The 22,961-nt window shown below is 64.4% G+C and carries 20 protein-coding genes, 1 tRNA gene and 1 riboswitch; of the genes, 8 read left to right on the top strand and 13 right to left on the bottom strand.

The genetic code is table 11. The features are described from left to right. Positions 1-20: 20 nt before the first annotated feature. From gcvT to QFZ30_RS16570, 3 genes are all read right to left on the bottom strand, one after another. A complete protein-coding gene (gene gcvT / locus QFZ30_RS16560) occupies positions 21-1,181 on the bottom strand; it encodes a glycine cleavage system aminomethyltransferase GcvT (RefSeq protein WP_307078060.1) in 1,161 nt (386 codons plus the stop codon). Positions 1,182-1,191: 10 nt separating this feature from the next. Then, the gene (gcvP, locus tag QFZ30_RS16565; RefSeq protein ID WP_307078061.1) at positions 1,192-4,077 is read right to left on the bottom strand and encodes an aminomethyl-transferring glycine dehydrogenase; all 2,886 of its coding nucleotides are present in this window, start codon (positions 4,075-4,077) and stop codon (positions 1,192-1,194) included. Between the two features lie 185 nt (positions 4,078-4,262). Continuing rightward, positions 4,263-4,361, bottom strand: a riboswitch (glycine riboswitch). A gap of 126 nt (positions 4,362-4,487) precedes the next feature. Next, complete coding sequence (locus QFZ30_RS16570) at positions 4,488-5,027, bottom strand: TetR/AcrR family transcriptional regulator (protein ID WP_307078063.1); 540 nt, start codon at positions 5,025-5,027, stop codon at positions 4,488-4,490. A 68-nt stretch (positions 5,028-5,095) separates the two neighbouring features. On the opposite strand from QFZ30_RS16570, the gene QFZ30_RS16575 reads away from it, so the two are divergent. Then, entirely contained in the window at positions 5,096-6,685 is a 1,590-nt protein-coding gene (locus tag QFZ30_RS16575) for an MFS transporter (RefSeq protein WP_307078065.1), read from the top strand. Positions 6,686-6,727: 42 nt separating this feature from the next. Here the strand turns inward: QFZ30_RS16575 and QFZ30_RS16580 are convergent, their stop codons facing one another. From QFZ30_RS16580 to QFZ30_RS16590, 3 genes are all read right to left on the bottom strand, one after another. Then, positions 6,728-7,186 carry an SRPBCC family protein gene (locus tag QFZ30_RS16580; RefSeq protein ID WP_307078067.1) on the bottom strand — a complete coding sequence of 153 codons (459 nt, stop codon included), beginning with the start codon at positions 7,184-7,186 and terminating at the stop codon, positions 6,728-6,730. Beyond that, positions 7,183-7,572 carry an ArsR/SmtB family transcription factor gene (locus tag QFZ30_RS16585; protein ID WP_307078069.1) on the bottom strand — a complete coding sequence of 130 codons (390 nt, stop codon included), beginning with the start codon at positions 7,570-7,572 and terminating at the stop codon, positions 7,183-7,185. The genes QFZ30_RS16580 and QFZ30_RS16585 overlap by 4 nt, the downstream gene beginning before the upstream one ends. A 170-nt stretch (positions 7,573-7,742) precedes the next feature. Next, positions 7,743-8,222 carry a Dps family protein gene (locus QFZ30_RS16590; protein ID WP_307078071.1) on the bottom strand — a complete coding sequence of 160 codons (480 nt, stop codon included), beginning with the start codon at positions 8,220-8,222 and terminating at the stop codon, positions 7,743-7,745. 213 nt (positions 8,223-8,435) lie between these two features. Here QFZ30_RS16590 and QFZ30_RS16595 point away from each other — a divergent pair, with 213 nt between their 5' ends. From QFZ30_RS16595 to QFZ30_RS16605, 3 genes are read left to right on the top strand one after another with little or no spacing between them, the layout of a single operon-like run. Next, positions 8,436-9,470 (top strand): nitrilase-related carbon-nitrogen hydrolase, encoded by a 1,035-nt coding sequence (locus QFZ30_RS16595; RefSeq protein WP_307078072.1) that lies wholly within the window; start codon positions 8,436-8,438, stop codon positions 9,468-9,470. Continuing rightward, positions 9,467-10,492: an agmatine deiminase family protein gene (locus QFZ30_RS16600; protein WP_307078074.1), complete on the top strand. Its 1,026-nt coding sequence runs from the start codon at positions 9,467-9,469 to the stop codon at positions 10,490-10,492. Before QFZ30_RS16595 ends, QFZ30_RS16600 begins: the two co-directional genes overlap by 4 nt. A gap of 11 nt (positions 10,493-10,503) precedes the next feature. Then, positions 10,504-12,033: an APC family permease gene (locus QFZ30_RS16605; protein ID WP_307078076.1), complete on the top strand. Its 1,530-nt coding sequence runs from the start codon at positions 10,504-10,506 to the stop codon at positions 12,031-12,033. Positions 12,034-12,148: 115 nt separating this feature from the next. Here QFZ30_RS16605 and QFZ30_RS16610 read toward each other — a convergent pair whose 3' ends face one another. Beyond that, on the bottom strand, positions 12,149-12,697 hold the full coding sequence (locus QFZ30_RS16610; RefSeq protein WP_307078078.1) for an AMIN-like domain-containing (lipo)protein: 549 nt from the start codon (positions 12,695-12,697) through the stop codon (positions 12,149-12,151). A gap of 319 nt (positions 12,698-13,016) precedes the next feature. Beyond that, positions 13,017-13,319 (bottom strand): DUF4193 domain-containing protein, encoded by a 303-nt coding sequence (locus tag QFZ30_RS16615; protein ID WP_307078080.1) that lies wholly within the window; start codon positions 13,317-13,319, stop codon positions 13,017-13,019. 338 nt (positions 13,320-13,657) lie between these two features. On the opposite strand from QFZ30_RS16615, the gene QFZ30_RS16620 reads away from it, so the two are divergent. Further along, positions 13,658-14,005 carry a hypothetical protein gene (locus tag QFZ30_RS16620; RefSeq protein ID WP_307078082.1) on the top strand — a complete coding sequence of 116 codons (348 nt, stop codon included), beginning with the start codon at positions 13,658-13,660 and terminating at the stop codon, positions 14,003-14,005. A 57-nt stretch (positions 14,006-14,062) separates the two neighbouring features. Here the strand turns inward: QFZ30_RS16620 and QFZ30_RS16625 are convergent, their stop codons facing one another. The 5 genes from QFZ30_RS16625 to QFZ30_RS16645 form a co-directional block, all read right to left on the bottom strand. Beyond that, complete coding sequence (locus QFZ30_RS16625; protein ID WP_307078084.1) at positions 14,063-15,169, bottom strand: NAD(P)-dependent alcohol dehydrogenase; 1,107 nt, start codon at positions 15,167-15,169, stop codon at positions 14,063-14,065. Between the two features lie 9 nt (positions 15,170-15,178). Continuing rightward, positions 15,179-16,666 carry an aldehyde dehydrogenase family protein gene (locus QFZ30_RS16630; protein WP_307078086.1) on the bottom strand — a complete coding sequence of 496 codons (1,488 nt, stop codon included), beginning with the start codon at positions 16,664-16,666 and terminating at the stop codon, positions 15,179-15,181. Between the two features lie 129 nt (positions 16,667-16,795). Next, complete coding sequence (locus QFZ30_RS16635; RefSeq protein WP_307078088.1) at positions 16,796-17,821, bottom strand: AraC family transcriptional regulator; 1,026 nt, start codon at positions 17,819-17,821, stop codon at positions 16,796-16,798. A 134-nt stretch (positions 17,822-17,955) separates the two neighbouring features. Then, positions 17,956-18,032, bottom strand: a tRNA-Thr gene (locus QFZ30_RS16640). Positions 18,033-18,184: 152 nt separating this feature from the next. After that, on the bottom strand, positions 18,185-19,075 hold the full coding sequence (locus QFZ30_RS16645) for a DsbA family protein (RefSeq protein WP_307078089.1): 891 nt from the start codon (positions 19,073-19,075) through the stop codon (positions 18,185-18,187). Between the two features lie 179 nt (positions 19,076-19,254). On the opposite strand from QFZ30_RS16645, the gene otsA reads away from it, so the two are divergent. From otsA to QFZ30_RS16660, 3 genes are all read left to right on the top strand, one after another. Further along, positions 19,255-20,757 carry an alpha,alpha-trehalose-phosphate synthase (UDP-forming) gene (gene otsA / locus QFZ30_RS16650; RefSeq protein WP_307078091.1) on the top strand — a complete coding sequence of 501 codons (1,503 nt, stop codon included), beginning with the start codon at positions 19,255-19,257 and terminating at the stop codon, positions 20,755-20,757. Then, the gene (otsB, locus tag QFZ30_RS16655; RefSeq protein ID WP_307078093.1) at positions 20,747-21,583 is read left to right on the top strand and encodes a trehalose-phosphatase; all 837 of its coding nucleotides are present in this window, start codon (positions 20,747-20,749) and stop codon (positions 21,581-21,583) included. Before otsA ends, otsB begins: the two co-directional genes overlap by 11 nt. 218 nt (positions 21,584-21,801) lie before the next feature. Continuing rightward, positions 21,802-22,884, top strand: coding sequence for an ABC transporter ATP-binding protein (locus tag QFZ30_RS16660; protein WP_307078095.1), 1,083 nt, complete (start codon positions 21,802-21,804; stop codon positions 22,882-22,884). The last annotated feature ends 77 nt before the right edge of the window (positions 22,885-22,961 follow it).

Genomic DNA, 22,961 nt, shown 5'->3' on the forward strand with positions numbered 1-22,961 from the left:
AGGTGACCACCGGAGCTGGGCTACTTTTGGCGCTTGTAAAACGGCAAGGCAACGACTTCGAACGGCTCCGCCTTGCCGCGGAGGTCGATGTCCAGGGCGGTGCCGAGTTCGGTGTGTTCAACATCCACGTAGGCCATGGCCACCGGGTAGCCCAGGGTCGGCGAGGGCTGGCCGGAGGTGACTTCGCCAACCACAGCGCCGTCCTTGAGGACCGGGTAGTGTCCGCGGCCGGCACGGCGGCCCAGGCCCTTGAGGCCCACGAGCTTTCGTCCTGACGACGTGCCTGCGCCGGTTTCCTTCTTGGCCGCGAGCGCGGCCTTGCCCACAAAGTCGCCTTCCTTGGAAAGCGCGACGACGGGTCCCAGTCCTGCGGCGAACGGGTCGCCTTCGAGGGACAGCTCATTGCCGTAGAGCGGCATCCCGGCCTCGAGCCGGAGCGAATCGCGGGAGGCGAGGCCCGCGGGCGTCAGTTCCCCTTCGTCCGCAATGGCGACGATGGCCTGCCACAGGGCGGCGGCGTCGTCGTTGTCAACGAAGATCTCGAAGCCGTCCTCGCCGGTATAGCCGGTGCGTGCCAGCAGGAGCTCCTGGCCGGCGCCGCCCACCAGGAAGGGAACTTCCACCGCTGCGTAGTACTTAAGTTCCGTGATCAGGCTGTGCTGGGCGGCGGGGACCAGCCGGAGCAGCAGTTCCTGTGCCTTGGGACCCTGGACTGCGATGAGGGAGGTGCCTGCTGAGACGTCGTCCACCTCCACGTCGAAACCCGCGGCACGCTGGGCAAGTTCTGCTGCCACCACTGTGGCGTTGCCGGCGTTCGGAACCACCAGGAAGCGGTCGGTCCCTTCACTTCCGGCGTCCGCCGGGGCGGGGCGGCGGTAGGTGATGAGGTCGTCGATGATGCCGCCGTCCTCATTGCAGAGCAGCGAGTACTTGGCCTTGCCCACGGCCATGGCCGAAATCCTGCCTACCAATGCGTAGTCCAGGAACGCGGCCGCGTCCGGACCGGTCACCCAGACTTCGCCCATGTGGGAGAGGTCAAAAATTCCCGCGGCGTTGCGGACGGCGTGGTGTTCGGCCAGCTCGGAACTGTACTTGAGCGGCATTTGCCAGCCACCGAAGTCGGTGAAGGAGGCGCCGAGTTTCTTGTGCTCTTCGTAGAGCGCTGTGTAGTTCTCAGTCATCAGGAAATCCTTAGTTTTCGAACTCGGAAAGCGGCGGGCAGGAGCAGATCAGGTTGCGGTCGCCCAGGGCGCCGTCGATCCGTCCCACGGGCGGGAAGTACTTGTCCTGCCTGAGTGAGTGGACCGGGAAGACAGCCTGTTCGCGCGGGTAACCGCGGGTCCAGTCGGTGCTGATAGCGGCGGCAGCGGTGTGGGGTGCGTTGCGCAGCGGGCTGTCCGCCAAGGTGAAGTCGCCGTGTTCCACCTGGTCGATTTCGGCCCGGATGGAGATCATGGCCTCAATGAAGCGGTCCATCTCGCCCAGGTCCTCGGATTCCGTGGGTTCCACCATGAGGGTGCCGGCAACCGGGAATGCCAGGGTGGGGGCGTGGAAACCGTAGTCGATGAGGCGCTTGGCCACGTCCTCGGCGGTGACGCCGGTCTTCGCCGTGAGCTCGCGGAGGTCCAGGATGCACTCGTGCGCCACCAGTCCGCCCTCGCCCGTGTAGAGCACCGGGAAGAAGTCGTTGAGGCGGGCAGCGATGTAGTTGGCCGCGAGCAGCGCGGCCTTGGTCGCCTCCGTCAGTCCCTGGCCGCCCATGAGCTTCACGTAGGCCCAGGAGATGGGCAGCACGCCGGCCGAGCCGTACTTGGAGGCGGAGATCGGGACATCGTTGCCCTCGGTCCAGGTGGCTGCGTTGCCCGGCATGAACGGGGCAAGGTGTGCTTTGGCGGCGACGGGGCCCACGCCGGGTCCGCCGCCGCCATGCGGGATGCAGAAGGTCTTGTGCAGGTTCAGGTGGGAGACGTCGCCGCCGAAGTGGCCCGGCTGCGCCAGACCCACCAGCGCGTTGAGGTTGGCGCCGTCGATGTACACCTGGCCACCGGCGGCGTGGATGGCGTCGCAGACTTCCCGGACGTCGGCGTCGTACACGCCATGGGTGGACGGGTAGGTGATCATGATGCAGGACAGCGCGTCCATGTTTGCCTCGATCTTGGCGTACAGGTCGGCGTGGTCGATGGTGCCGTCCGCTGCCGTGGCCACCACCACCACCTTCATGCCGGCAAGGACGGCGGACGCGGCATTGGTGCCATGGGCCGACGCCGGGATCAGGCACACGTTGCGCTGCTCGTCCCCGCGGGACAGGTGGTAACCGCGGATGGCCAGCAGGCCGGCCAGTTCGCCCTGCGATCCGGCGTTCGGCTGGATGGACACCTGGTCATAGCCGGTGATCTCGGTCAGCTGCTCTTCCAGGTCCGCGATCAGTTCGCGCCAGCCCGCGGTCTGGGAGTCCGGGGCGAACGGGTGGATGGAGGCGAATTCCGGCCAGGAAATGGCTTCCATCTCGGCGGTGGCGTTCAGCTTCATGGTGCACGAGCCCAGCGGGATCATGGTGCGGTCCAGGGCCAGGTCCCGGTCCGAGAGCTTGCGGATGTACCTCAGCAGCTGGGTTTCGGAACGGTGCGTGCTGAACACCGGGTGCTGCAGGAAGTCCGAGGAACGTTCGACGGCGGCGTCCAGCGCGAAAGCAGTGTCAGTACCGGCGGCCGCGTCGATCCGGGTAGCACCAAAGGCGCCAAGGACGTCATCGACGATTGCCGCCGTCGTTGTCTCATCCGTGGAGAAGCCAACGGTATCGGCATCGATGCTGCGCAGGTTGATGCCCTTGCCTTCGGCGGCGGCAACTATTCCAGCGGCCTTGCCCGGCACAGCAACCGTGACGGTGTCGAAGAAGCTCGTGTGCAGGACGTCCAGGCCCGCCGCTTTGAGCGACGCCGCCAGGGTCTTGGCATGGCCGTGGGTGGCCTGGGCAATCGCCTTCAGTCCGTCCGGGCCGTGGTACACGGCGTACATGGAAGCGACGATGGCCAGCAGGGCCTGGGCGGTGCAGATGTTGGACGTGGCCTTTTCGCGCCGGATGTGCTGCTCGCGGGTCTGCAGGGCCAGGCGGTAGGCCGGAACGCCGGCGTTGTCCTTGGAGACGCCCACCAGGCGGCCGGGCATGGAACGCTCAAGGCCCTTCTGCACGGCCATGTAGGCGGCATGCGGTCCGCCGTAGAACAGCGGGACACCGAAGCGCTGGGCGGAGCCGACGGCGATGTCGGCGCCCTGCTCCCCGGGAGGGGTGATGAGCGTCAGGGCCAGCAGGTCGGCGGCCACCGTCACCAGGGCACCGCGTTCCTTGGCGGCGGCAATAACGGAGGTGTGGTCAAAGACCCGGCCGGAGACGCCGGGCTGCTGGAGCACCACACCGTTGATGACGCCGTCGGGCAGGCCCTTGGACAGGTCGGCCACCTCAACCTCGAAGCCCAGTGCTTCGGCACGGCCCTTCACGATGGCGATGGTCTGCGGCAGGCAGTCGGCATCCAGGACAGTCTTGCCGTCGCGGGCTTCCTTATTCTTATTGGCCCGACGCATCATCAGCACTGCCTCCGCCACGGCGGTTGCTTCGTCCAGCAGCGATGCGTTGGCGATGGGCAGGCCCACAAGGTCCTGGACCATGGTCTGGAAGTTCAGCAGCGCCTCAAGCCGGCCCTGGGAGATCTCCGGCTGGTACGGCGTGTACGCGGTGTACCAGGCGGGGCCCTCGAGGATGTTGCGGCGGATCACCGGCGGAGTCACGGTGTCGTAGTAGCCCTGGCCGATCATCTGCACGGCGGTCTTGTTCTTGGCCGCGAGCGTGCGCAGCTCGGCAAGGGTTTCCACCTCACTCAGGGCCGCTCCCAGTTCCAGCCCGGAGTCCTGGCGGATGTCCCTGGGGACCGCGGTATCCACCAGCGCATCCAGGGTGTCGTAGCCGACGGCCTTGAGCATGGCGTCAACGTCGGCCTGGCGGCGGGCGCCGATATGCCGGTCAACGAAAGGTGTGGAGGCTGGGATGGCGGAGGCCGGGGGGACAGTCACAAGGAACTCCATAACTAAGGCGGCGCAGGGTACGCCACATCGATTCGGGTTCCTCCCCGCTCTGTATTGGACCTGAGAGTTTCCGCGTGGCCTGCTTCCGCAAGCCCCGCTTGCACCGTCGGTGAGCACAGCAGTCCTGACGTTCCGGAGTGATCCGGGACATTCCAGGCGGACAGCCTGCTACTTTCCAGAGTTGCCTCGCCGCGGCGGTACATGGGCCTGAGAGATTCCTGGGGAGGGTTTGCTCCTACGGCGCCTGCTTGTACCTACTGGCAGAACTCTCCCGCCGCAGATCAAAGGCATATTCATTTTGTTTGCTGACTTGAGTGCGGCCAGTGACAGCCACCACAGGGTCCAATTGTCCTACGCCGCGGGCTTTCGGGCAAATGGGGACAGCTCACATGGCGACTCCGGGAAACCGCTTAGCCCCGCAGCCGTTCGACGGCGGCGACCAGACTTTCGACGTCGGCCCGCCGTTCGACGGTGGCACCGGCCGGGCCACCCTCCCACATGGCATTGAAATACAGTCCGTCCCCCATGTAGCGCACAGCCTTTGCCATGTCCGGACCGACGTCGGCGGCCAGAAGGTCCAGCCATTGCTGCTGGATGTTCGCGAACCGGCGTCTGGCCTCTTCGTGCGCCACCTCGGCCAGCCGGGTGGCGGCGACGAAGGCGCGGTCCATGGGTGTGTCGGACCACAGTGAGGACCGGATAAAGTACACGGCGGCACCCTCAGGCGCGGCGGCCATCAGCGCCAGGTCCTCCCTGGCCAGTTCGTCGAGCCGATGCAGGACCGCGCTGATCAGCGCTTCCTTGTTCGGGAAATGGTAGAGCAGTCCGCCCTTGGAAACGCCGGCCCGCCCGGCCACGGCATCAAGGGTGGCGGCACGCTCCCCTACCTCAATCAGCAGGGACTCAAAGGCGTCAAGGACAGCCTCGCGGGCTACGGGTTTTCTGGCCATGGTTCCAATCATGCACGTTTCGCGATCCCGATTTCTTAACTGTACCGTCCGGACGGTATAGTTACTACATGACCACGTCCGTAACTCCCATCCAGAACGCCCGTGACACGCAAGGAGCCAGGCACGCCTCCACCCCTGGAGCGTCCGCTCCCAAGGCCCCTTGGCGCGACTGGCTGGCCCTTGGCCTGCTGATGTTTCCGGTGCTGCTGGTCGCAGTGGATAACACGGCCCTGACATTTGCCCTGCCGGCGATTGCGCGCAGCCTGGAAACCACCGGCATCCAGCTCCTCTGGATTGTGGACGCCTATCCGCTGGTGCTGGCCGGGCTCCTGGTGGCCATGGGAAGCCTGGGCGACAGGATCGGACGCAGGCGGCTGCTGCTGGCCGGCAGCATCGGCTTCGCTGCGGTCTCGGCGGCCACTGCCTTTGCCCCCGGCGCCGAATGGCTCATCGCCGGCCGGGCAGCGCTGGGATTCTTTGGCGCCATGCTGATGCCGTCCACGCTGTCCCTGATCCGCAACATCTTTCCGGATCCCAACCGGCGCCGGTTGGCCGTGGCCATCTGGGCGGCCGGCTTCTCCGGGGGCGCCGCCCTGGGTCCCATCTTTGGCGGCTGGCTCGTTGAGCAGTTCTGGTGGGGAGCAGTGCTCCTGGTTGCCGTGCCCATCATGCTGCCGCTGCTGGCGTTCGGCCCGGCGTTCATCCCCGAATCAAAGGATCCCGCTCCCGGCCGCGTGGATGTGCGCAGCATCCTGCTCTCGCTGCTGGTCATGGTGCCCGTGGTCCACGGGATCAAGGAACTGGCGGCCGAGGGTTTCAGCGCAGTCCCGCTGGGCATCATTGCCTTCGGCGTGGCGATGGGAATCGTCTTTGTCCGCCGCCAGCGGCGGCTGGCCAGCCCACTGCTGGACTTGTCCCTGTTCAGCAACAGGGTCTTCAGCACCGCCATCATGGCGAACGTCCTGGCCCTGTTTTCCTTCAACGGCTTTATCCTCTTCCTGGCCCAGCACCTCCAACTCCTGGAGGGAATGTCGCCGTCGGCCGCGGGCGTGGCCATGATCCCGGCGCTGCTGGCCACCGTGGCGGCGGGACTGGTGGCGGTGCCCCTGGTCCGGAAGATACGGCCCGGCTTTGTGGTGGCCGGCGGGCTGGCCCTGAGCGCCGCTGGCTACAGCGTGGTCGCCGTTGGCGATCACAGCACGGGACCCGCCCTCCTGCTGGGCGCGCTGCTTGTCCTGGCCCTCGGCGTCGGGACCGCGGAAACCATCTCCAACGACCTCATCCTGGGCTCCGTGCCGGCCGAGAAGTCCGGTGCCGCCGCGGCCATCTCGGAAACGGGCTACGAGGTGGGGTCGCTGCTGGGAACCGCGGTCCTGGGCTCGATCCTCACCGCGTCTTACCGGCACAATCTGACGCTTCCTGCCGGAGTGGTGGAGTCCTCCCCCGGAACGGCGACGCACCAAGCAGGGGAAACCCTGGCCGGAGCCATGGAATTGGCCGCATCGCTGCCTGGCCCGCTGGCTGCAGCCGTCCGGGAGGCATCCCGCGCGGCCTTCGATTCCGGCGTCCACATCACGGCAGCCATCGCGCTGGTACTGATGGCTGGAGCGGCAGTCCTTGCCGCCGTCGTACTCCGGAGAGTCCCGACGGCTAGCTAGGACCGCCGTCCGCCTATATGGCCCCAACGCTGCCCGGGAACGTCAATGGGCTTCGACGTAGGCCTGCAGGGCGTCGAGCAGGCCCTCGGTGCCCTCCTTGCGCCCGGCCACCTGGTCCTCCTCGGTGAAGTAGACACCCTGTTCCGTGAGCGTGAGCAGGGTGCCCCCGCCGACGGGTTCGAGCTCCACGCTGCACAGCGATACGGAACTTCGCTCACCATCCAGAAGCATCTCGTAGGTGTAGACGATCCGCTCGTCCTGGACGATGTCGTGGTAGGTCGCGTGCATGGTGCTGACGAACCCACCTTCGGGGCCGCCGACGTCGGTCTCGCGGCCGCCCACGCGGAAGTCCAGGCTGGACTCGCCCTGGGTCCATTCCGGCGGACCGCCGAACCACTTCTTTTTGCTCTCGTAATCGGCGAACGCGTGGAAAACGCGCGACGGCGGGACGCTGAGTTTGCGCTCCAGGGTGAAGCTGGCGTGGGTGATGGGGGTGCTCATGGTGTGCTCCTGGGTGGAATTGAAGGTGGCGGTTGGTGGGATTGCGGCCCCGAGTCCGTTTCCGTGGCAAGGAAAGCTTGCAGCCGGTCGAGGCGGCGCTCCCCTTGGGTGCGGCGGGCGCCGAGCCAGCCTTCCGCGAGGCGGACGGTTGCCGGGACGATGCTGCAGGTCCGTACCCGGCCGATTTTTTCACTGCTCACCAGGCCGCTGTTTTCAAGGACCTGAAGGTGCTGGACAACCGCCGGCAGGCTCATGGCGAAGGGCCTGGCAAGCTCGGACACTGACGCCGGGGCTTCGCAGAGCCTGACGAGCATGGCCCGCCGGGTCTGGTCAGCGAGCGCCTGGAAGATGAGATCCAAGTCCGCCTCCGGTTGATTGTTAAGCACATACTTAAGTATTCGCCTAAGCCTCGGAAAGTCAACCCTGGGCGCAAGAACTCTGAAGGCAGAAGCTCTGTGCGCACAGAAAAGCGCCCGGCGCCGGAAACTTATCCGACGCCGGGCGCGCTGGTGCTGCCGGCCTTGTCAGTGCGGGGCGTTTCTGCTCCGCTGTCCCGCTACTTCGCGTCTGGAGCAGTCACGCTGGCGGACGCTTTCATGGTCTCGGCGTTCACCATCCAGGCATATTGCTCCAGTTTGGCAATGAATTCGTGCAGGAGATCTGCGCTGGTGGGGTCTTCCTCGTCCACTTCGTCGTGGACCTTCCGCATGGTCCCGACAGCCGCCTCGAGGGCGGCCACGATCCGGTCAATAGCATCCTTGGTGCTGATCAGGCCCCCAGGGAACTCGGCAAGGCTGGTGGACTTGGCAACCGTGGAACTGCGGCCGTCGGGGAGGGCATGCAGTGCGCGCATGCGCTCGGCTGTGTCATCTGCGAACTGGCGGGCGGCGTCCACGATTTCGTCCAGCTGCAGGTGGAGGTCACGGAAATTGGTTCCCACGATGTTCCAGTGGGCCTGCTTGCCCTGGATATGCAGATCAATAAGGTCCGCGAGCACGGCCTGCAGGTTGTTGGTCAGGGTCGGTGAAGCTTTCATGAATCCTCCTCGATTGGTCCAGTAATCCCGACGCTATCAGCCCCGCACCCACTTGCGGGAGGGCAGCAAGAAATTTCTCAGTAAGCTTACTAATTTGCCCAAGATACCCCCAAACGAACGCAATTCATTTAAGCCCTTGCGCTAACGCTCTCCACCCTCCATACTAAATGAACGTCATTCATTTAGTGACGGCCGTCTCACTGGAGTAGCCACATGATTGAAATTTCCTGCCTCGACTCGCCTCCGTCCCCCGCACGGACAATGCCGTCCGCGCGCCCTGCCCTCCGGGTGGGAGTGGTGCAGCACCAATGGCACGCAGACAATGCAGCTTTACTGGCCGAACTCGACGAGGGCATCGAACGTGCCGCAAGGCTCGGCGCCACCGTGGTGTTCCTCCCGGAACTGACCCTCTCGCGCTATCCTGCGGACACCCTGCCGGCCAACGACACCTCCCGCCCGGGAGCCGTGCGGCCCAGGCCCTCGGACATCGCAGAGGACCTCCTGACGGGGCCCACGTTCCGGTTTGCTGCCGAGTCAGCGCGCCGGCACGGGGTTTCCGTCCATGCCTCCCTCTACCAGCGCGCCGAAAACCCGGACGGCTCCGATGACGGTCTGGGCCTCAACACCGCCATTCTGGTCTCCGCGGAAGGCGAGCTCCTCGCCCGCACCCACAAGCTGCACATCCCCGTCACCGCAGGCTATTACGAGGACAAGTTCTTCCGCCACGGCCCGGCAGCCACCGACGCCTATGCCGTCCACTCGCCGGCGGAACTCGGCGGTGCACGGCTGGGCATGCCCACCTGCTGGGATGAATGGTTCCCCGAGGTCGCCCGACTGTACTCGCTGGGCGGCGCGGAAATCCTGGTCTACCCCACGGCCATCGGCTCGGAACCTGACCATCCGGACTTTGACACCCAGCCGTTGTGGCAGCAGGTGATCGTGGGCAACGGCATCGCCAATGGCCTGTTTATGGTGGTGCCCAACCGCTGGGGTGATGAAGGAAGGCTGAACTTCTACGGCTCGTCGTTCATCTCGGATCCTTATGGCAGGATCCTGGCGCAGGCTCCGCGCAACGAGTCCGCCGTGCTGGTCGCGGATCTTGACCTTGACCAGCGGCGGGACTGGCTCAGCCTCTTCCCCTTCCTGGCCACGCGCCGTCCTGACACGTACGGGCGCCTCACCGATCCTGTCAATAACAGTGAGCCCCTCGGTGGCGGGACACCGGCCTACCAGGAGATGGGCGCATGACCAGCTGGCTAATGCCCGCCGAGACCGCGCCGCAGGAGCGGCTCTGGATGGCATTCCCCACGGGCGGTTACACCTTGGGCGATACGGAAGAAGCTGCCCACGCAGCACGGTCCACGTGGGCCGCCGTGGCCAACGCCGCCGTCGAATTTGAACCGGTCACCATAGTGGTGGATCCCGACGACGTCACTATCGCCGCGCGTTATCTCCATCCGGAGGTCGAGGTACTCGCCGCCCCGCTCAACGACGCATGGATGCGGGACATCGGCCCCACCTTTGTGCTGGACCAGCAGGGGCGCCGCGGCGCCGTCGACTGGGTTTTCAATGGCTGGGGCGCCCAGGACTGGGCGCGCTGGGACAAGGACGCGCTGATCGCCGCCGAAATTTCCGGCCGGTCCGGGGCCCGCCGCATCGTGTCGGCACTCGTGAACGAGGGCGGCGGGATCCAGGTGGACGGTGAGGGAACGGTGCTGGTCACCGAGACCGTGCAGCTTGATCCGGGACGCAATCCGGGCCTCATCAGGGCCGATGTGGAGGCCGAACTGGCGCGCACGATCGGTGCCACGCACGTGGTCTGGCTCCCTCGCGGCCTGACCCGGGACTCGGAGCGGTTCGGTACCCGCGGCCACGTGGATATCGTCGCAGCCATACCATCGCCGGGAACCCTGCTGGTCCATTCCCAGCAGAACCCCGCCCACCCGGACTTCGAGGTCTGCCGCGACATCATCAGTTTCCTGCGCACCACCAGGGACGCCGCCGGGCGCGAGTGGAACATCATCGAAGTTCCCGCCCCGGAAACGCTCACGGACGATGAAGGGTTCGTGGACTACAGCTACATCAACCATGTGGTGGTCAACGGAGGCGTCATAGCCTGCGGCTTCGCGGACCCCAATGATGACAAAGCCCTCCAGATCCTGGCGGACGCCTACCCCGGCCGCCGCGTGGTCAGCATTGATGCCAGGGAACTCTTCGCACGTGGCGGCGGAATCCACTGCATCACCCAACAGCAGCCTGCTGCCTCCTAGAAAGTACGGACATGACCCAAACCATCCGTAACGCCCCCAGCACAGCGCATGGCATCACCGCCAAAGGCCTGAAAGGTGGCCAACTGGGCCTCCTCGCCGTCGTTGTCCTTGGCATCTCCACGATCGCCCCGGCCTACACCCTGACCAGCGCCCTGGGCCCCACCGTCAACGAGGCGGGGCTGCAATTGCCCGTCATCTTCCTCATCGGCTTCATCCCCATGATCCTGGTCTCCCTTGCGTACCGGGAACTCAACGCCGATTCCCCGGACAGCGGCACCACTTTCACGTGGGTCACCAAGGCCTTCGGACCGTGGGTGGGCTGGATGGGCGGATGGGGGCTCCTCGCTGCCAACATCATCGTCCTGTCCAACCTGGCCGGGGTGGCGGTGGACTTCTTCTACCTCTTCCTCTCCCAGCTGACAGGCTCACCTGAACTGGCGGACCTTGCCGCCAACAATCCCCTGAATGTGCTGACGTGCTTCGTCTTCGTGGCCCTGGCTGTCTGGGTCAGTTACCGCGGCCTGCACACCACCAAACTCGTCCAGTACGGCCTGGTGGGATTCCAACTGCTGGTCCTGGGACTGTTCGTCGGCATGGCCTTTGCCAACTGGTCCACGTCGGAGACGGCCATCCCGTTCAGCTGGGAATGGTTCGACGTCACCAGGATCGAGACCTTCGGCCAGATCGCGGCCGGCATCTCGCTGTCCATCTTTGTCTACTGGGGCTGGGACGTCTGCCTGACGGTGAACGAGGAAACCGCGAACGGCAAGAAGACCGCGGGCCTGGCCGGAACCCTCACCGCCGTCGCCGTCCTGGGGATCTACCTGCTGGTGACCATTTCCACCATGATGTTCGCCGGCGTCGGGGACACCGGAATCGGCCTGAACAACGCCGAGAACCACGAGAACCTCTTCACGGCCCTGGCCTCCCCCATCATGGGACCGTTCGCCATCCTGATGTCCCTTGCGGTACTTTCCAGTTCCGCCGCGTCCTTGCAGTCCACGTTCACGTCGCCGTCGCGCAGCCTCCTGGCCATGGCCCACTACGGCGCCCTGCCGGAACCGTTCAGCCGCATGAGCACGCGCTTCTCGACGCCGGGCTTCGCCACTGTGGCCGCCGGTGTCCTGTCCGCCGGGTTCTACGCTGTCATGCACGTCATCAGCGAGAACGTCCTGAACGACACCATCCTCGCGCTGGGCCTGATGATCTGCTTCTACTACGGACTCACCGCCGTCGCCTGCGCCTGGTACTTCAGGAACAGCGTCTTCAGCAGCCTCCGCAACTTCGTGCTGCGGCTCCTGTGCCCGGTGCTTGGCGGGGTCGGACTGTTCGTGGTCTTCCTGCAGACGGCCGTGGACAGCTGGGCCCCCGAGTTCGGCAGCGGTTCAGAGGTCTTCGGCGTCGGACTGGTCTTTATCCTGGGAATCGGAATCCTGGCCCTCGGAGCCGTATTCATGGCCCTCATGGCACGCGTCAGCCCCGGGTTCTTCCGCGGCGAAACCATCCGCCGGGACACCCCCGCGCTGGTGGTGCCGGAGTAGCCCCGAACCTTCAATAACCACAAAGCGGTGCCCTGCCCGGAAAGTCTCCGGAGCAGGGCACCGCTTTGTTGGTTTCCTCTGCCTATCTCAACGCCGGCTCATCAGCGAACCGGGGTCACCAGAAGTGCGCTACATCCACTACCAGCCGCGATCCGGATCCCGGTCCGTCCAGGGTAAGAACCCGGAACGGGAGCCGGGCACGAACGCCCAGTCCGATGCTTGTGTAGCCTTCAAAGCTGCCTGCGTAAGCTACCTGACGGAAGGTCTGGTATCCCGAAACGTTGGACAGTTCGGCTTTGGCTGCCGGGCTGTACGTAACGTTGTAGTTGCTGTCGTAGGACGGTGCGTTCACAGTGACCTGGAGGAATGCGTTGCCCTGCAGCGGGATATGGAACCCTGAACCGTCCTGGACCACTACGGGTACGTACTGGACGGTGTAGCCGGCCACGGGGCCGTTGAGATCAACCACCATCCGGTCGAAGCAGTAATGCTGCCCCGTCCGGACGTTGGTTACCGAAGCGGTACTCATGGCCGGATTTTGTTCGGCCAGTGACCCCCATACGAGTCCGCAATAGGATGTGGCTGCCGAGGCGGGCCCCGGAGCCAGGAAACCTAATCCGACAGCCATCAAAACAACTGCCAGCCATGTATGAATCTTTTTCATTGTGGGCCACCCCTTCAGGTGATTAGGTAGCTCAAGCGTAGGAGCCTAAAGGGGGTGGATCGAGGGTTGTGGCCGCTTCGGCACGGAACCGTTAGTCAGGCCAGTTACCGGTCACGCGGGCGTGATTCTGGAGGCACTTTGAGGCCGAAGGTGACCTTATTAACACCATTTCTGGACGCTACCGTTATGCGTTATAACGACGCCGGATCGAGACTTTTGGGCCCCGCCCGGGGGACATGCCCGCGGGACACAGAACGGGACACGGAGGCGCCGGCCACCCAAGGGTGGCCGGCGCCTCATGATGCACGCAGGGGCGGATTCAGCCTTCGCATTCGCGGCAGTACTTCATGCCGTTCTTCTCGCGGGCAACCTGGGACCGGTGGCGGACCAGGAAGCAGGACGAACAGGTAAATTCATCGGACTGCTCGGGAACAACAATGACCGTCAGTTCTTCGTTTGAGAGGTCGGCGCCGGGCAGGTCAATGCCTTCGGCGGTGTCGTTCTCGTCGACGTCGATGACTGCGGTCTGGGCGTTACCGCCACGGGACGCCTGAAGAGCCTCCAGCGATTCCGCTGGAGAATCTTCTTCTGTCTTACGTGGAGCGTCGTAATCGGTAGCCATAGCGTGGTTCACTTTCGTTGCTGCGCTGCGCCATTTCAGGCACCTCAGTGAAGCAGTTTAGGTCATTATGCCGTTACTTGGAGAATAGTGTGCCCAACCAGACATTTTCGGTTGCTCCCTGCCGCATTTGCTGGCGGCATTTCGGGTTTTAGGCGGCGTTCTGTCCCGCAGTTGGCCTGCTAAGCCGTCCCGGGATGTCCTGTTGCGGCGACTGTGTTCATGCCCTGAAAGTACGCAGCGTATGTTGTGGCAGCGTTTCCGAACAGTCTCGCGGGAATTAAGTTTGGGTCCTAGGCTGGAGATGCCAGCATCCACCCCTTGTGGCCCAAGGAGGCACCATGGCCGTCAAACTCAACAGGAAGGCGCTCACGCACGCGCGCAAACTCATCGAGAGTGGAAAGGTTGAACGCGATGTCCGCGACGACTGGAGCGAACACGCACCCTCCACGGACGAAGAAAACGCGTTCATCGAAAAGCACGGCTTCGCGGATTTCGCGGAATGGTATCTGGGCCGGGACGATGAAGGATCCGACGGCACCAAGGGCAGCGTGAGCTTTCCGTTCGGCGACTTCAAGAAAATCCACCGCTGCGCCGTGATTTCACTGGAAAGCCGGGCGGGTCAGCATGGGCACGATGACATCCGGGATGCAGCCAAGAAACTGCTTGAGCTGATGGATTCCGACTGATACGTCGGCCAGGTGACGGCTTCCTGCCGCCACCCGGCATGCCGTTCCGGTGGCGGTCTAGAGGACCATGACGGGCTTGATGGCGGTGCCAGCCTTCATGTCTTCCGCGGCCTTGTTGACGTCCTCCAGTTTGTAGGTGCTGATCAGTTTCTCCACGGGGAAGCGGCCCGCTTCCATCAGCGCGACGATCGCCGGTATCAGCGTTTCGATTTCGCTGTCCCCCAGGGTGATGCCCTGTACCCGCCGGCCGGGCATGATGAAGTTGACGTCCACCGCTGCCGTTGCGCCGAACGCTGGTGCCCCAACGGCCACTACCTGGCCGCGTGCTGCCGTTGAGAAGACTGCCTGTTCGAGTACTGTGGTGTGTCCGGTCGCCTCGATCGCTGCGTCCGCGCCGCCGCCGGTGATTCTCTGGATCTCGGCGGGGACATCCTGGACCGCTGCGGCGTGGATGGTGTGGGTCGCCCCGAGCTCCCGTGCGAGTTCCAGCCGTGAAGCGACCCTGTCGACGGCGATGATTGTCACCGCGGGGCTAAGCGCTGCCGCCATGATGGCGGACAGCCCCACAGCCCCGACGCCGAACACTGCCAGGCTTGAGCCAGGCCTGGGCTGGATGGCGTTCCACACGGCTCCAGCTCCGGTCTGGACGCCGCAGGCCAGCGGAGCCAGGTGTTCAAGGGGAAGAGTCGTTTCCACTTTGACGGCGCTCCGCTCGTCGACGACCGCCTGCCGTGCGAAGGACGATTGCCCGAAGAAATGACCGCCGAGGGCTTTGCCGTCACGGGAAATCGGAGAGGTTCCGTCCATCCTGGCGCCGCCGATCAGGTTGGCCGGCAGCCAGGTGTCACAGTAGGCCGGGTGTCCGTCGCGGCAGTTCCGGCAGCTGCCGCAGGAGGTGAAGGACAGGATTACCGTGTCGCCCGGCTTCACGCGGGTGACGCCGGAGCCGATAGCCGAGACCACGCCGGCGCCTTCGTGGCCGAGCACGCCAGGCAGCGGGAAGGGCAGCCCGCCACCGGCAACCGAAAGATCCGTGTGGCAGAGTCCTGCGGCCTTGATGTCGACGAGCACTTCGTGGGGCTGCAGGGCACCCAGCTGCACAGGCTGGATGACGAATTCGGCACCGGCGGTTTCGACCACCGCCGCTTCAGTGGTGATTGACATGTCTGGCTCCTAGTCGGTAGCGATCACGACGGACTTCGTGCGGGTGTAGGACTCCAGGGCTTCGGGCCCATACTCGCGCCCCCAGCCGGAGTTCTTTACCCCGCCGAACGGTACGGCCGGATCCAGCAGGGCCCAGGAGTTCACCCAGACAATGCCGGCGTCGAGTTTCGAGGAGACCCGGTGGGCGCGGGAGATGCTGGAAGTCTGGATGCCTGAGGCGAGCCCGTATTCGGTGCTGTTGGCCAGTTCTATGGCCTCTTCTTCGGTATCGAACGGCTGGACCGTGAGGACCGGACCGAAGATTTCCTCCTGGACGGCCGCGGACTCATTGCCGAGTCCGGCGATGACCGTGGGCTGGAAGTAGAAGCCGCCGTTCAGGTCCAGCGGCTGGCCACCCACGACGATTTCGCCGCCGTCGGCCTTGGCGCCGTCAACGTAGGAGATGACTTTGTCCAGCTGCTTGCGGCTGGCCATTGGGCCCACCACGGTCTCCGGGTTGGTGGGATCGCCCACCGGCACGCCTGCCACGGCACCCTTCAGGGTGCCCAGCACCGTTTCATAAATCGGCCGTTCAACCAGGAGCCGTGGACCGCCCATGCAGAACTGACCGGAATTGAAGACGAAGGCCCCGATGACGGTGCCGATTGCCTTGTCAAGATCGGCATCCGCAAAGAGGATGTTGGCGGCGTTGCCGCCCAGCTCGGCGGTGACGGGCCGGAGGTTCCGGCCTGCCAGTGCCGCCACGTTCCGGCCGATCTCCGTTGACCCGGTGAACGCCACTTTGTTGACGTCCGGGTGGGCCACGAGGTGGTCTCCGAGGGATCCTCCAGAGCCCGTCACGACGTTGAAGACGCCGGCAGGAACGCCTGCTTCGGTGAGGATCTCGGCCATGAGCAGTGCACTCAAAGGCGTGTCACTGGCCGGCTTGTGGACCACCGAGTTACCGGCGGCAAGGGCGGCGGCAATCTTGGTGCTTGAAAGGATCAGCGGGAAGTTGAAGGGGGTAATCGCCGCAACGACACCCAACGGTTCCCGTTTCGTGAACGCGTGCGCAGCAAGCGGCGTTTCCCGGACGGAGCCGTTCAGCTGCTGTGCAAGCGCGGCGACGTACTCGTACTGGTCAGCCGCTGTCGCCACATCTACGACGCGGGCGAAGGTGATGGGCTTGCCGACGTCGGTGCTTTCGGTGAGCGCCAGTTCTTCAGCACGTTCACGGATCAGAACTGCGGCCTTGTTCAGCACGCGTGAGCGTTCCCGTCCGCTGAGACCGGACCAGCGGCCGTCCTCGAACGCGGCCTTGGCGGCTGCGACGGCCGCGTTGACATCCACCGTAGTGGCGGCAGCCACCGTTGCTGCCTGTTCGCCGGTGGCGGGATTGATGACCGCAGACGTGGCGCCGTCGGACGACGGCCGCCATTCGCCGTTGATATACAACCGGCCGTTAACGACGGCGTCCGGCAGTTCGGACGTCGGCGTCCGTAGCTCCTGGATAGTCATTTTTCTGTTCCTTCACGAGATCATCCGAATCCGGCGTACATCGCCGGGCGTCTGGATGTGATGTGCATCATGATTCTCGAAGAACAGCAGCGGGACAATGGCGGCGTTGCGCGAACTGGATAGGCCCGTCTAGAGCCGCCCTGGTTCCGTTGATTTTTTCAACGTCTGGGACGGATGCTCGCCAAAAGTCTTCGCATAGTGGATAGCGAACCTGCCAGCATGCGGGAATCCCCAGCGTGCCGCAACGTCACTGATCCGCGTGGCTGCGGTCCCGGACATGAGTTCGCTCCGGACCCGGCGCAGGCGGATGCTGCGCAGGTGCTCCATCGGCGTCGAGTCGAGGTGCCTGCGGAAGCCCAGCTGAAGCGCCCGCGGGCTGACGCAGGCATCTGCCGCCACACTTTCGACTGTGAGCGGAAGATGGGCATTCGACTCCATAAAGTCGACGGCGCGGCGGACGGCGGCAGACCCGACAGCTTCCACGGTGCCGGCTAATTCTTCGCTGAAGTTGTTCGGTGCCGACAGGAGCAGCCCCCGCACGGCATACTGGACGGCGGCCCGGGCCACAAGGGGCGTGGAAAGCAGGGAGTCCGGCCTGCGGAGGCTCGAGATAAGAAGTTCAACTGCCGAGCGCCATTCCTTGCCGCGGTGGGACGTCAGGTCAAAAGAACCCTCGAAGTCCAATGGCTGTCCGGGTGAGCGTCCCAGCAGTGCTTCGAGTTCCTCGTACATCAGGGCCGTTGGGATCTTCAGGCCGATCATCTGCGTCGGTTCAGCCCACCCCTGGATGCTCGTAGCCTGTACGGGGCCGTGAATCGCCGCGGTGGCCGTGCTGCCGAGTACCACCCGGTTGCCCTGGGAAAACCTCACCCTGCCGAACAGCGGAAAATTGACCTGGTAGGCGTTCTCGAGTTCGCCGGTGGTGATCTTCACCGGCATGCCGTACTCGAGCATCCCTACGGTCAGCCCCTCCAGATTGACCGCTTTGACGCGCCATTGAAAATCGGCAGCCGGTCCCCCGAAAGCCAGGTGGTGGGGATACCAGACCCGTCCACCGATTTCCATTGCTTCGTCCGGGAAGCTGCTGCGCGCCGCAATGCGCCGTTGCGTATCGGTTGAGCCGCCGTCGGCTACCGAAACTGCCTTGTTTCGCATCCGTTAACTAGAGCACGAGGCAGGAATAGCCAACAACAGTTCTTAATGGAGTCCCTGTGTTGGAAAAGTGAGCCCGGCGGAAAATGTGCAACGCCTCTGACCGCTGGAACCAAAACCGAAAGGTCAGCGCCCTATGGAGCCTCCTGTCGGATTCGAACCGACGACCCCCGCTTTACAAGAGCGGTGCTCTGGCCAACTGAGCTAAGGAGGCGCGCCCCAAGGGGCGTACGCCGAAACGACGCTAGATAAGGTTAGCCCAAGTCCCGCCGCTGGTAAAAACGCGGCACCATGGCTGACCCGTTCACAGCAATGGCCGGCCCGGGAGGCAACTCCGGGACCGGCCATCTCGCTGAAGCTGTCTAATTAACCCTTAGCGGCGATCGCGGTCTGGAGGAAGTCAGGGAACGGGGTCTGTGCGCTGTCGCCCTTGCCCCACTGCTTGCCGTCCACAAACACGGTGGGCGTGCCCGTCACGCCGATGGAGGCTGCCTGCTTGGTGGTGTAAGCCACGAAGGGGCGGTAGGTCTTGTTATCCACGCAGGTGTCGATGTTCTTGGCGCCGATGTCCGTGGCCATCCCCTTCAGCTCGTTGTCCGAGAGACCTGCACCGCCTTCTTTAGGCTGTTTAGCGAACAGCGAGTCCACGAACTCTGCATACTTTTCCGGGGATTCGTTCACAACACAGGCTGCGGCATTGGCCGCTCGCGAGGAGTAGTTCGTGGTGGACTTGGTGTCCAGGAAACCCAGCGGCCGGTACTCCACCGAAATCTTTCCCTCGTTGCGAAGGGCGGTCAGCTGCTCGTTGTTCTGTGCTTCGAAGCTCTGGCACGCGGGGCAGATGAAGTCGATGTAGAGGACCACCTTGACGGGCTTGCCCGCTTCCGCCTCGGCGCCGGGAGCAACCACTTCCGCCGGAGGGGTTTTTGGTGCCTCTGGGAGATCTGCAGCGTTCACGGTGGCAGGCTCCGTCTTCGCCACCTCAGTGTTCGCGAGCAATGTGACGCCGCCATTGATGTTGCCGTTGGCCGGTGTGGGCCCCTGCTCGGCAATGGGGGCGTTCTGCCTCATCGTGGTGGTCACCACCAGAGCCACCACCGCCAGGATGGCAACCACGGCCACCACAATGCCCCAGCCGATGAGCAGCTTGTTGCGTTTGTCCTTTTTAAGCTGCGCCTCGCGGATCAGGCGCGCCTTCTCGCGCGCCTCCGCGGTTCGCTCAGCCTTGGACTTGCGTACTTCGTTTGCGGGGCTCATGTGTTCCTTGGGTCGATCGACGTGGGGGGACCACTCAGTGGCAACTCCATCATTTTAGGGGAGAAACCCGGGAGCTTGCGCTTTCAAGCATTCCTCCGGAATGACTAACGGACGAATAGCACGGAAGATTCCGTCCGGTTAGGGTGGGCTTAGAGGCACTAGCAACCCCAGGGGGCGCAATGCAAACACCTGTCCAAGAAAAACCCGCAGCTGTACCTGAATCCGGACCTTCCGCGGACGGCCACAGCGCAGAGACGAAATACGACTTCATGGTGGTGTCCAACAGGCTGCCTGTGGACCGTTGCACCGCGGGAGAAGACGGGGATGACGGCTCCAGCTGGCGCCGCTCCCCCGGCGGCCTGGTGACGGCCCTCGCCCCGATGATGACCAAGACCGACGGCGCGTGGGTGGGCTGGCATGGCGCTCCGGACGAGACGGTGAAGCCCTTCAGCCACAGCGGGATGGATCTGGTCCCAGTCCAGCTGAGCACCGAAGATGTTGAGCTGTATTACGAGGGCTTCTCCAATGCCACGCTGTGGCCGCTTTACCACGACGTCATCGCCCCGCCGGAGTTCCACCGGACCTGGTGGGATGCCTACCGCAGGGTCAACAGAAGGTTCGCCGACGCCGTCGTACGCCACGCGGACCAGGGCGCCACTGTGTGGATCCAGGACTACCAGCTGCAGCTGGTGCCGCGGATGCTGCGCGAAGCGCGGCCGGACCTGCGGATCGGATTCTTCAACCACATCCCGTTCCCGCCGCCCGAGATCTTTGCCCAGCTGCCCTGGCGGCAGGCCATCATTGACGGCCTCATGGGCGCTGACCTGGTGGGCTTCCAGCGCGCCAGCGACGCCGGCAACTTCATGCGTTCGGCCCGGCGCTTCCTGGGCGCCAGCGTGAAGCAGCAGCAAGTGCATGTGAAAGGCCAGGACGGCGAGATCACGCACATCGCACGCGCCCAGGCATTCCCGATCTCCATCGATGTACGCCAGATCAGCGAGCTGGCCAATAAGCCGGAGATCATCGAACGTGCCCGCCAGATCCGCCAGGACCTCGGCAACCCCAAGACCATCCTGCTGGGCGTCGACCGGCTGGACTACACCAAGGGAATCAGGCACCGGCTTAAGGCCTACGAGGAACTCCTGAACGAAGGAAAGCTCACGGTGGGCGAGACCACCCTGATCCAGGTGGCCAGCCCCAGCCGCGAACGCGTTGAACAGTACCGGCTGCTGCGTGAGGAGGTGGAGGGAACGGTGGGTCATATCAACGGCACCTACGACACCATTGAGAACACCGCTGTCCGCTACCTGCACCACAGCTACCCGGTGGAGGAAATGGTGGCCCTTTACCTGGCAGCCGACGTGATGCTGGTGACGGCACTCCGGGACGGCATGAACCTCGTAGCCAAGGAATACGTCACGGCCCGCAAGGAAAACGACGGAGCCCTCGTGCTGAGCGAGTTCGCCGGCGCCTCGGACCAGCTCAAGCAGGCGCTGCTGATGAACCCGCACGACATCGACGGCCTCAAGGACACCATCATGCGGGCCGTCAACATGTCCCCCAAGGATGCAGCGCGGCGCATGCGGTCCATGCGCAAGCAGATCCTTGAACACGACGTGGACCACTGGTCCGCGGACTTCCTGCAGGCCCTCAACGAGAAAGTGATCCGCGATGACTCCTGACGCCCGCCCCGCCAGGGGGCCCCTGACCCTTTCCCCGGAACTCCTGGACGCCGTCCGGCGCATCTCGCAGACGGAACACCTGCTCGTGGCCATGGACTTCGACGGCACCATCTCCCCCATTGTCGACCGCGCCGGCGACGCCAGGCCCCTTCCGCGTTCCGCCACCGCGTTTGCAGGGCTTGCCGCCCTTCCGCGGACGACGACGGCACTCATCTCCGGGCGGGCCCTCGCCAGTCTGCGCGCCGTGGCTTCGCCGCCGGTGGACACCCTGCTTATCGGCAGTCACGGCGCCGAAGCCTGGCTTGGTCCCGGATCCACGGAACTGACGCTGGATGAGGGCCAGCGCGAGCTGCTCGCGGAGGTCCGCGGCATCCTGGAGGGCATTGTTGAGCAGGCACCTGGCACGCTCCTGGAAGAGAAGCCGGCCGGGGTGGTCCTCCATACCCGGCAGGCCGAGGACGACGTTGCCGAGGATGCCGTGGCGGCAGCCCGAGCCGTGCTGCAGGACCGCAAGGGCGTTTTCCTGAAAAACGGCAAGCGTGTGCTGGAAACTTCTGTGGTGAATGCGTCCAAGGGCGAGGGCGTGACCTTCCTGCGGCAGATCACGGGCGCCACGGCAGTTCTCTTTGCCGGCGATGACACCACGGATGAGGACGCCCTGGCACGCCTGGAACCCGGCGATGTGGGCATCAAGGTGGGGCTGGATTTCACCCAGGCACAGTTCCGGGTGGAAGCCCCCGTGCACGTCGCGGAGCTGCTGGAAGCGCTCCTGCAGGAGCGGAGCCTGGTGGTGGCGGAGGAAGAACCGGGACGGTCCGGCAGCTAGCCGGGTTGTCCAACCTCACATGTGACATCTGTAACATTTAGGCCGATAGGCCATTCGTCTGACATACTCTAGGTTGTGATGTGGCGCACAGTACCGTGCGGCATCACTCGATACTCCTCGGCTTCGGCCGGGGAGTACATAAAGCAGTACAAAACTGAACACTCACCATTCACAACGGATCGTCCGGCACGTACCTGCCGGTGAAGGGATTGATAACTGTGGCTACAGTTACTTTTGATAACGCTACGCGTCTGTACCCGGGCACAGAGAAGCCCGCTGTTGACAAGCTCAACATTGATATCGCCGATGGCGAATTCCTGGTCCTCGTTGGACCCTCCGGTTGCGGTAAGTCCACCTCGCTGCGAATGCTCGCAGGCCTTGAGGATGTCAACGCCGGCCGTATCCTTATTGGCGACCGCGATGTCACCGACGTTCCTCCGAAGGACCGCGACATCGCCATGGTTTTCCAGAACTACGCGCTGTACCCCCACATGACTGTTGCCGACAACATGGGCTTCGCCCTGAAGATCGCCGGCGTCAGCAAGGAAGAGCGTGCAGAGCGTGTCCGTGAAGCCGCGAAGCTTCTGGACCTCGAGCCCTACCTGGACCGCAAGCCGAAAGCACTCTCCGGTGGCCAGCGCCAGCGTGTTGCCATGGGCCGCGCCATCGTGCGTAACCCGCAGGTCTTCCTCATGGATGAGCCGCTTTCCAACCTGGACGCCAAGCTCCGTGTCCAGACCCGCACCCAGATCGCATCCCTGACCCGCCGCCTGGGCGTCACCACCGTCTACGTGACCCACGACCAGGTCGAAGCCATGACCATGGGCGACCGCGTTGCAGTCCTCAAGGACGGCCTGCTCATGCAAGTTGACACCCCGCGCAACCTCTACGACAAGCCGAAGAACGTGTTCGTTGCAGGCTTCATCGGCTCCCCCGCCATGAACCTCCTCGAACTCCCGGTCGTCGACGGCGGCGTCCAGTTCGGCGGAACGGTCTACCCGGTGCCGCGCAACGTCCTCGAAGAGGCACACGGCAGCACCGTCACCCTGGGCTCCCGTCCGGAAGACCTCGAGACGGCCCCGGCCGGCGAGGGCCTGAAGGTTGAGGTGGACGTTGTCGAAGAACTCGGCGCCGACGCCTACGTCTACGGCCACACCACGCTCGACGGCAAGGACCACGACATCGTGGCACGCGTCGACGGTCGCCGCCCTCCGATGAAGGGCGAGGTCATCTACGTCCGTCCGCAGTCGGGCCACGTGCACCTGTTCGACACCAAAACCGGTCTGCGCCTGGGCGACTGACCTGCCGCACTAACCAACCGCCGGCGGCCCTCCTTCACTGGACGGGCCGCCGTCGGCGTTAACCAAGGCTGCGCGAT

Source organism: Arthrobacter pascens, from assembly GCF_030815585.1.
Lineage (GTDB): Bacteria > Actinomycetota > Actinomycetes > Actinomycetales > Micrococcaceae > Arthrobacter > Arthrobacter pascens_A.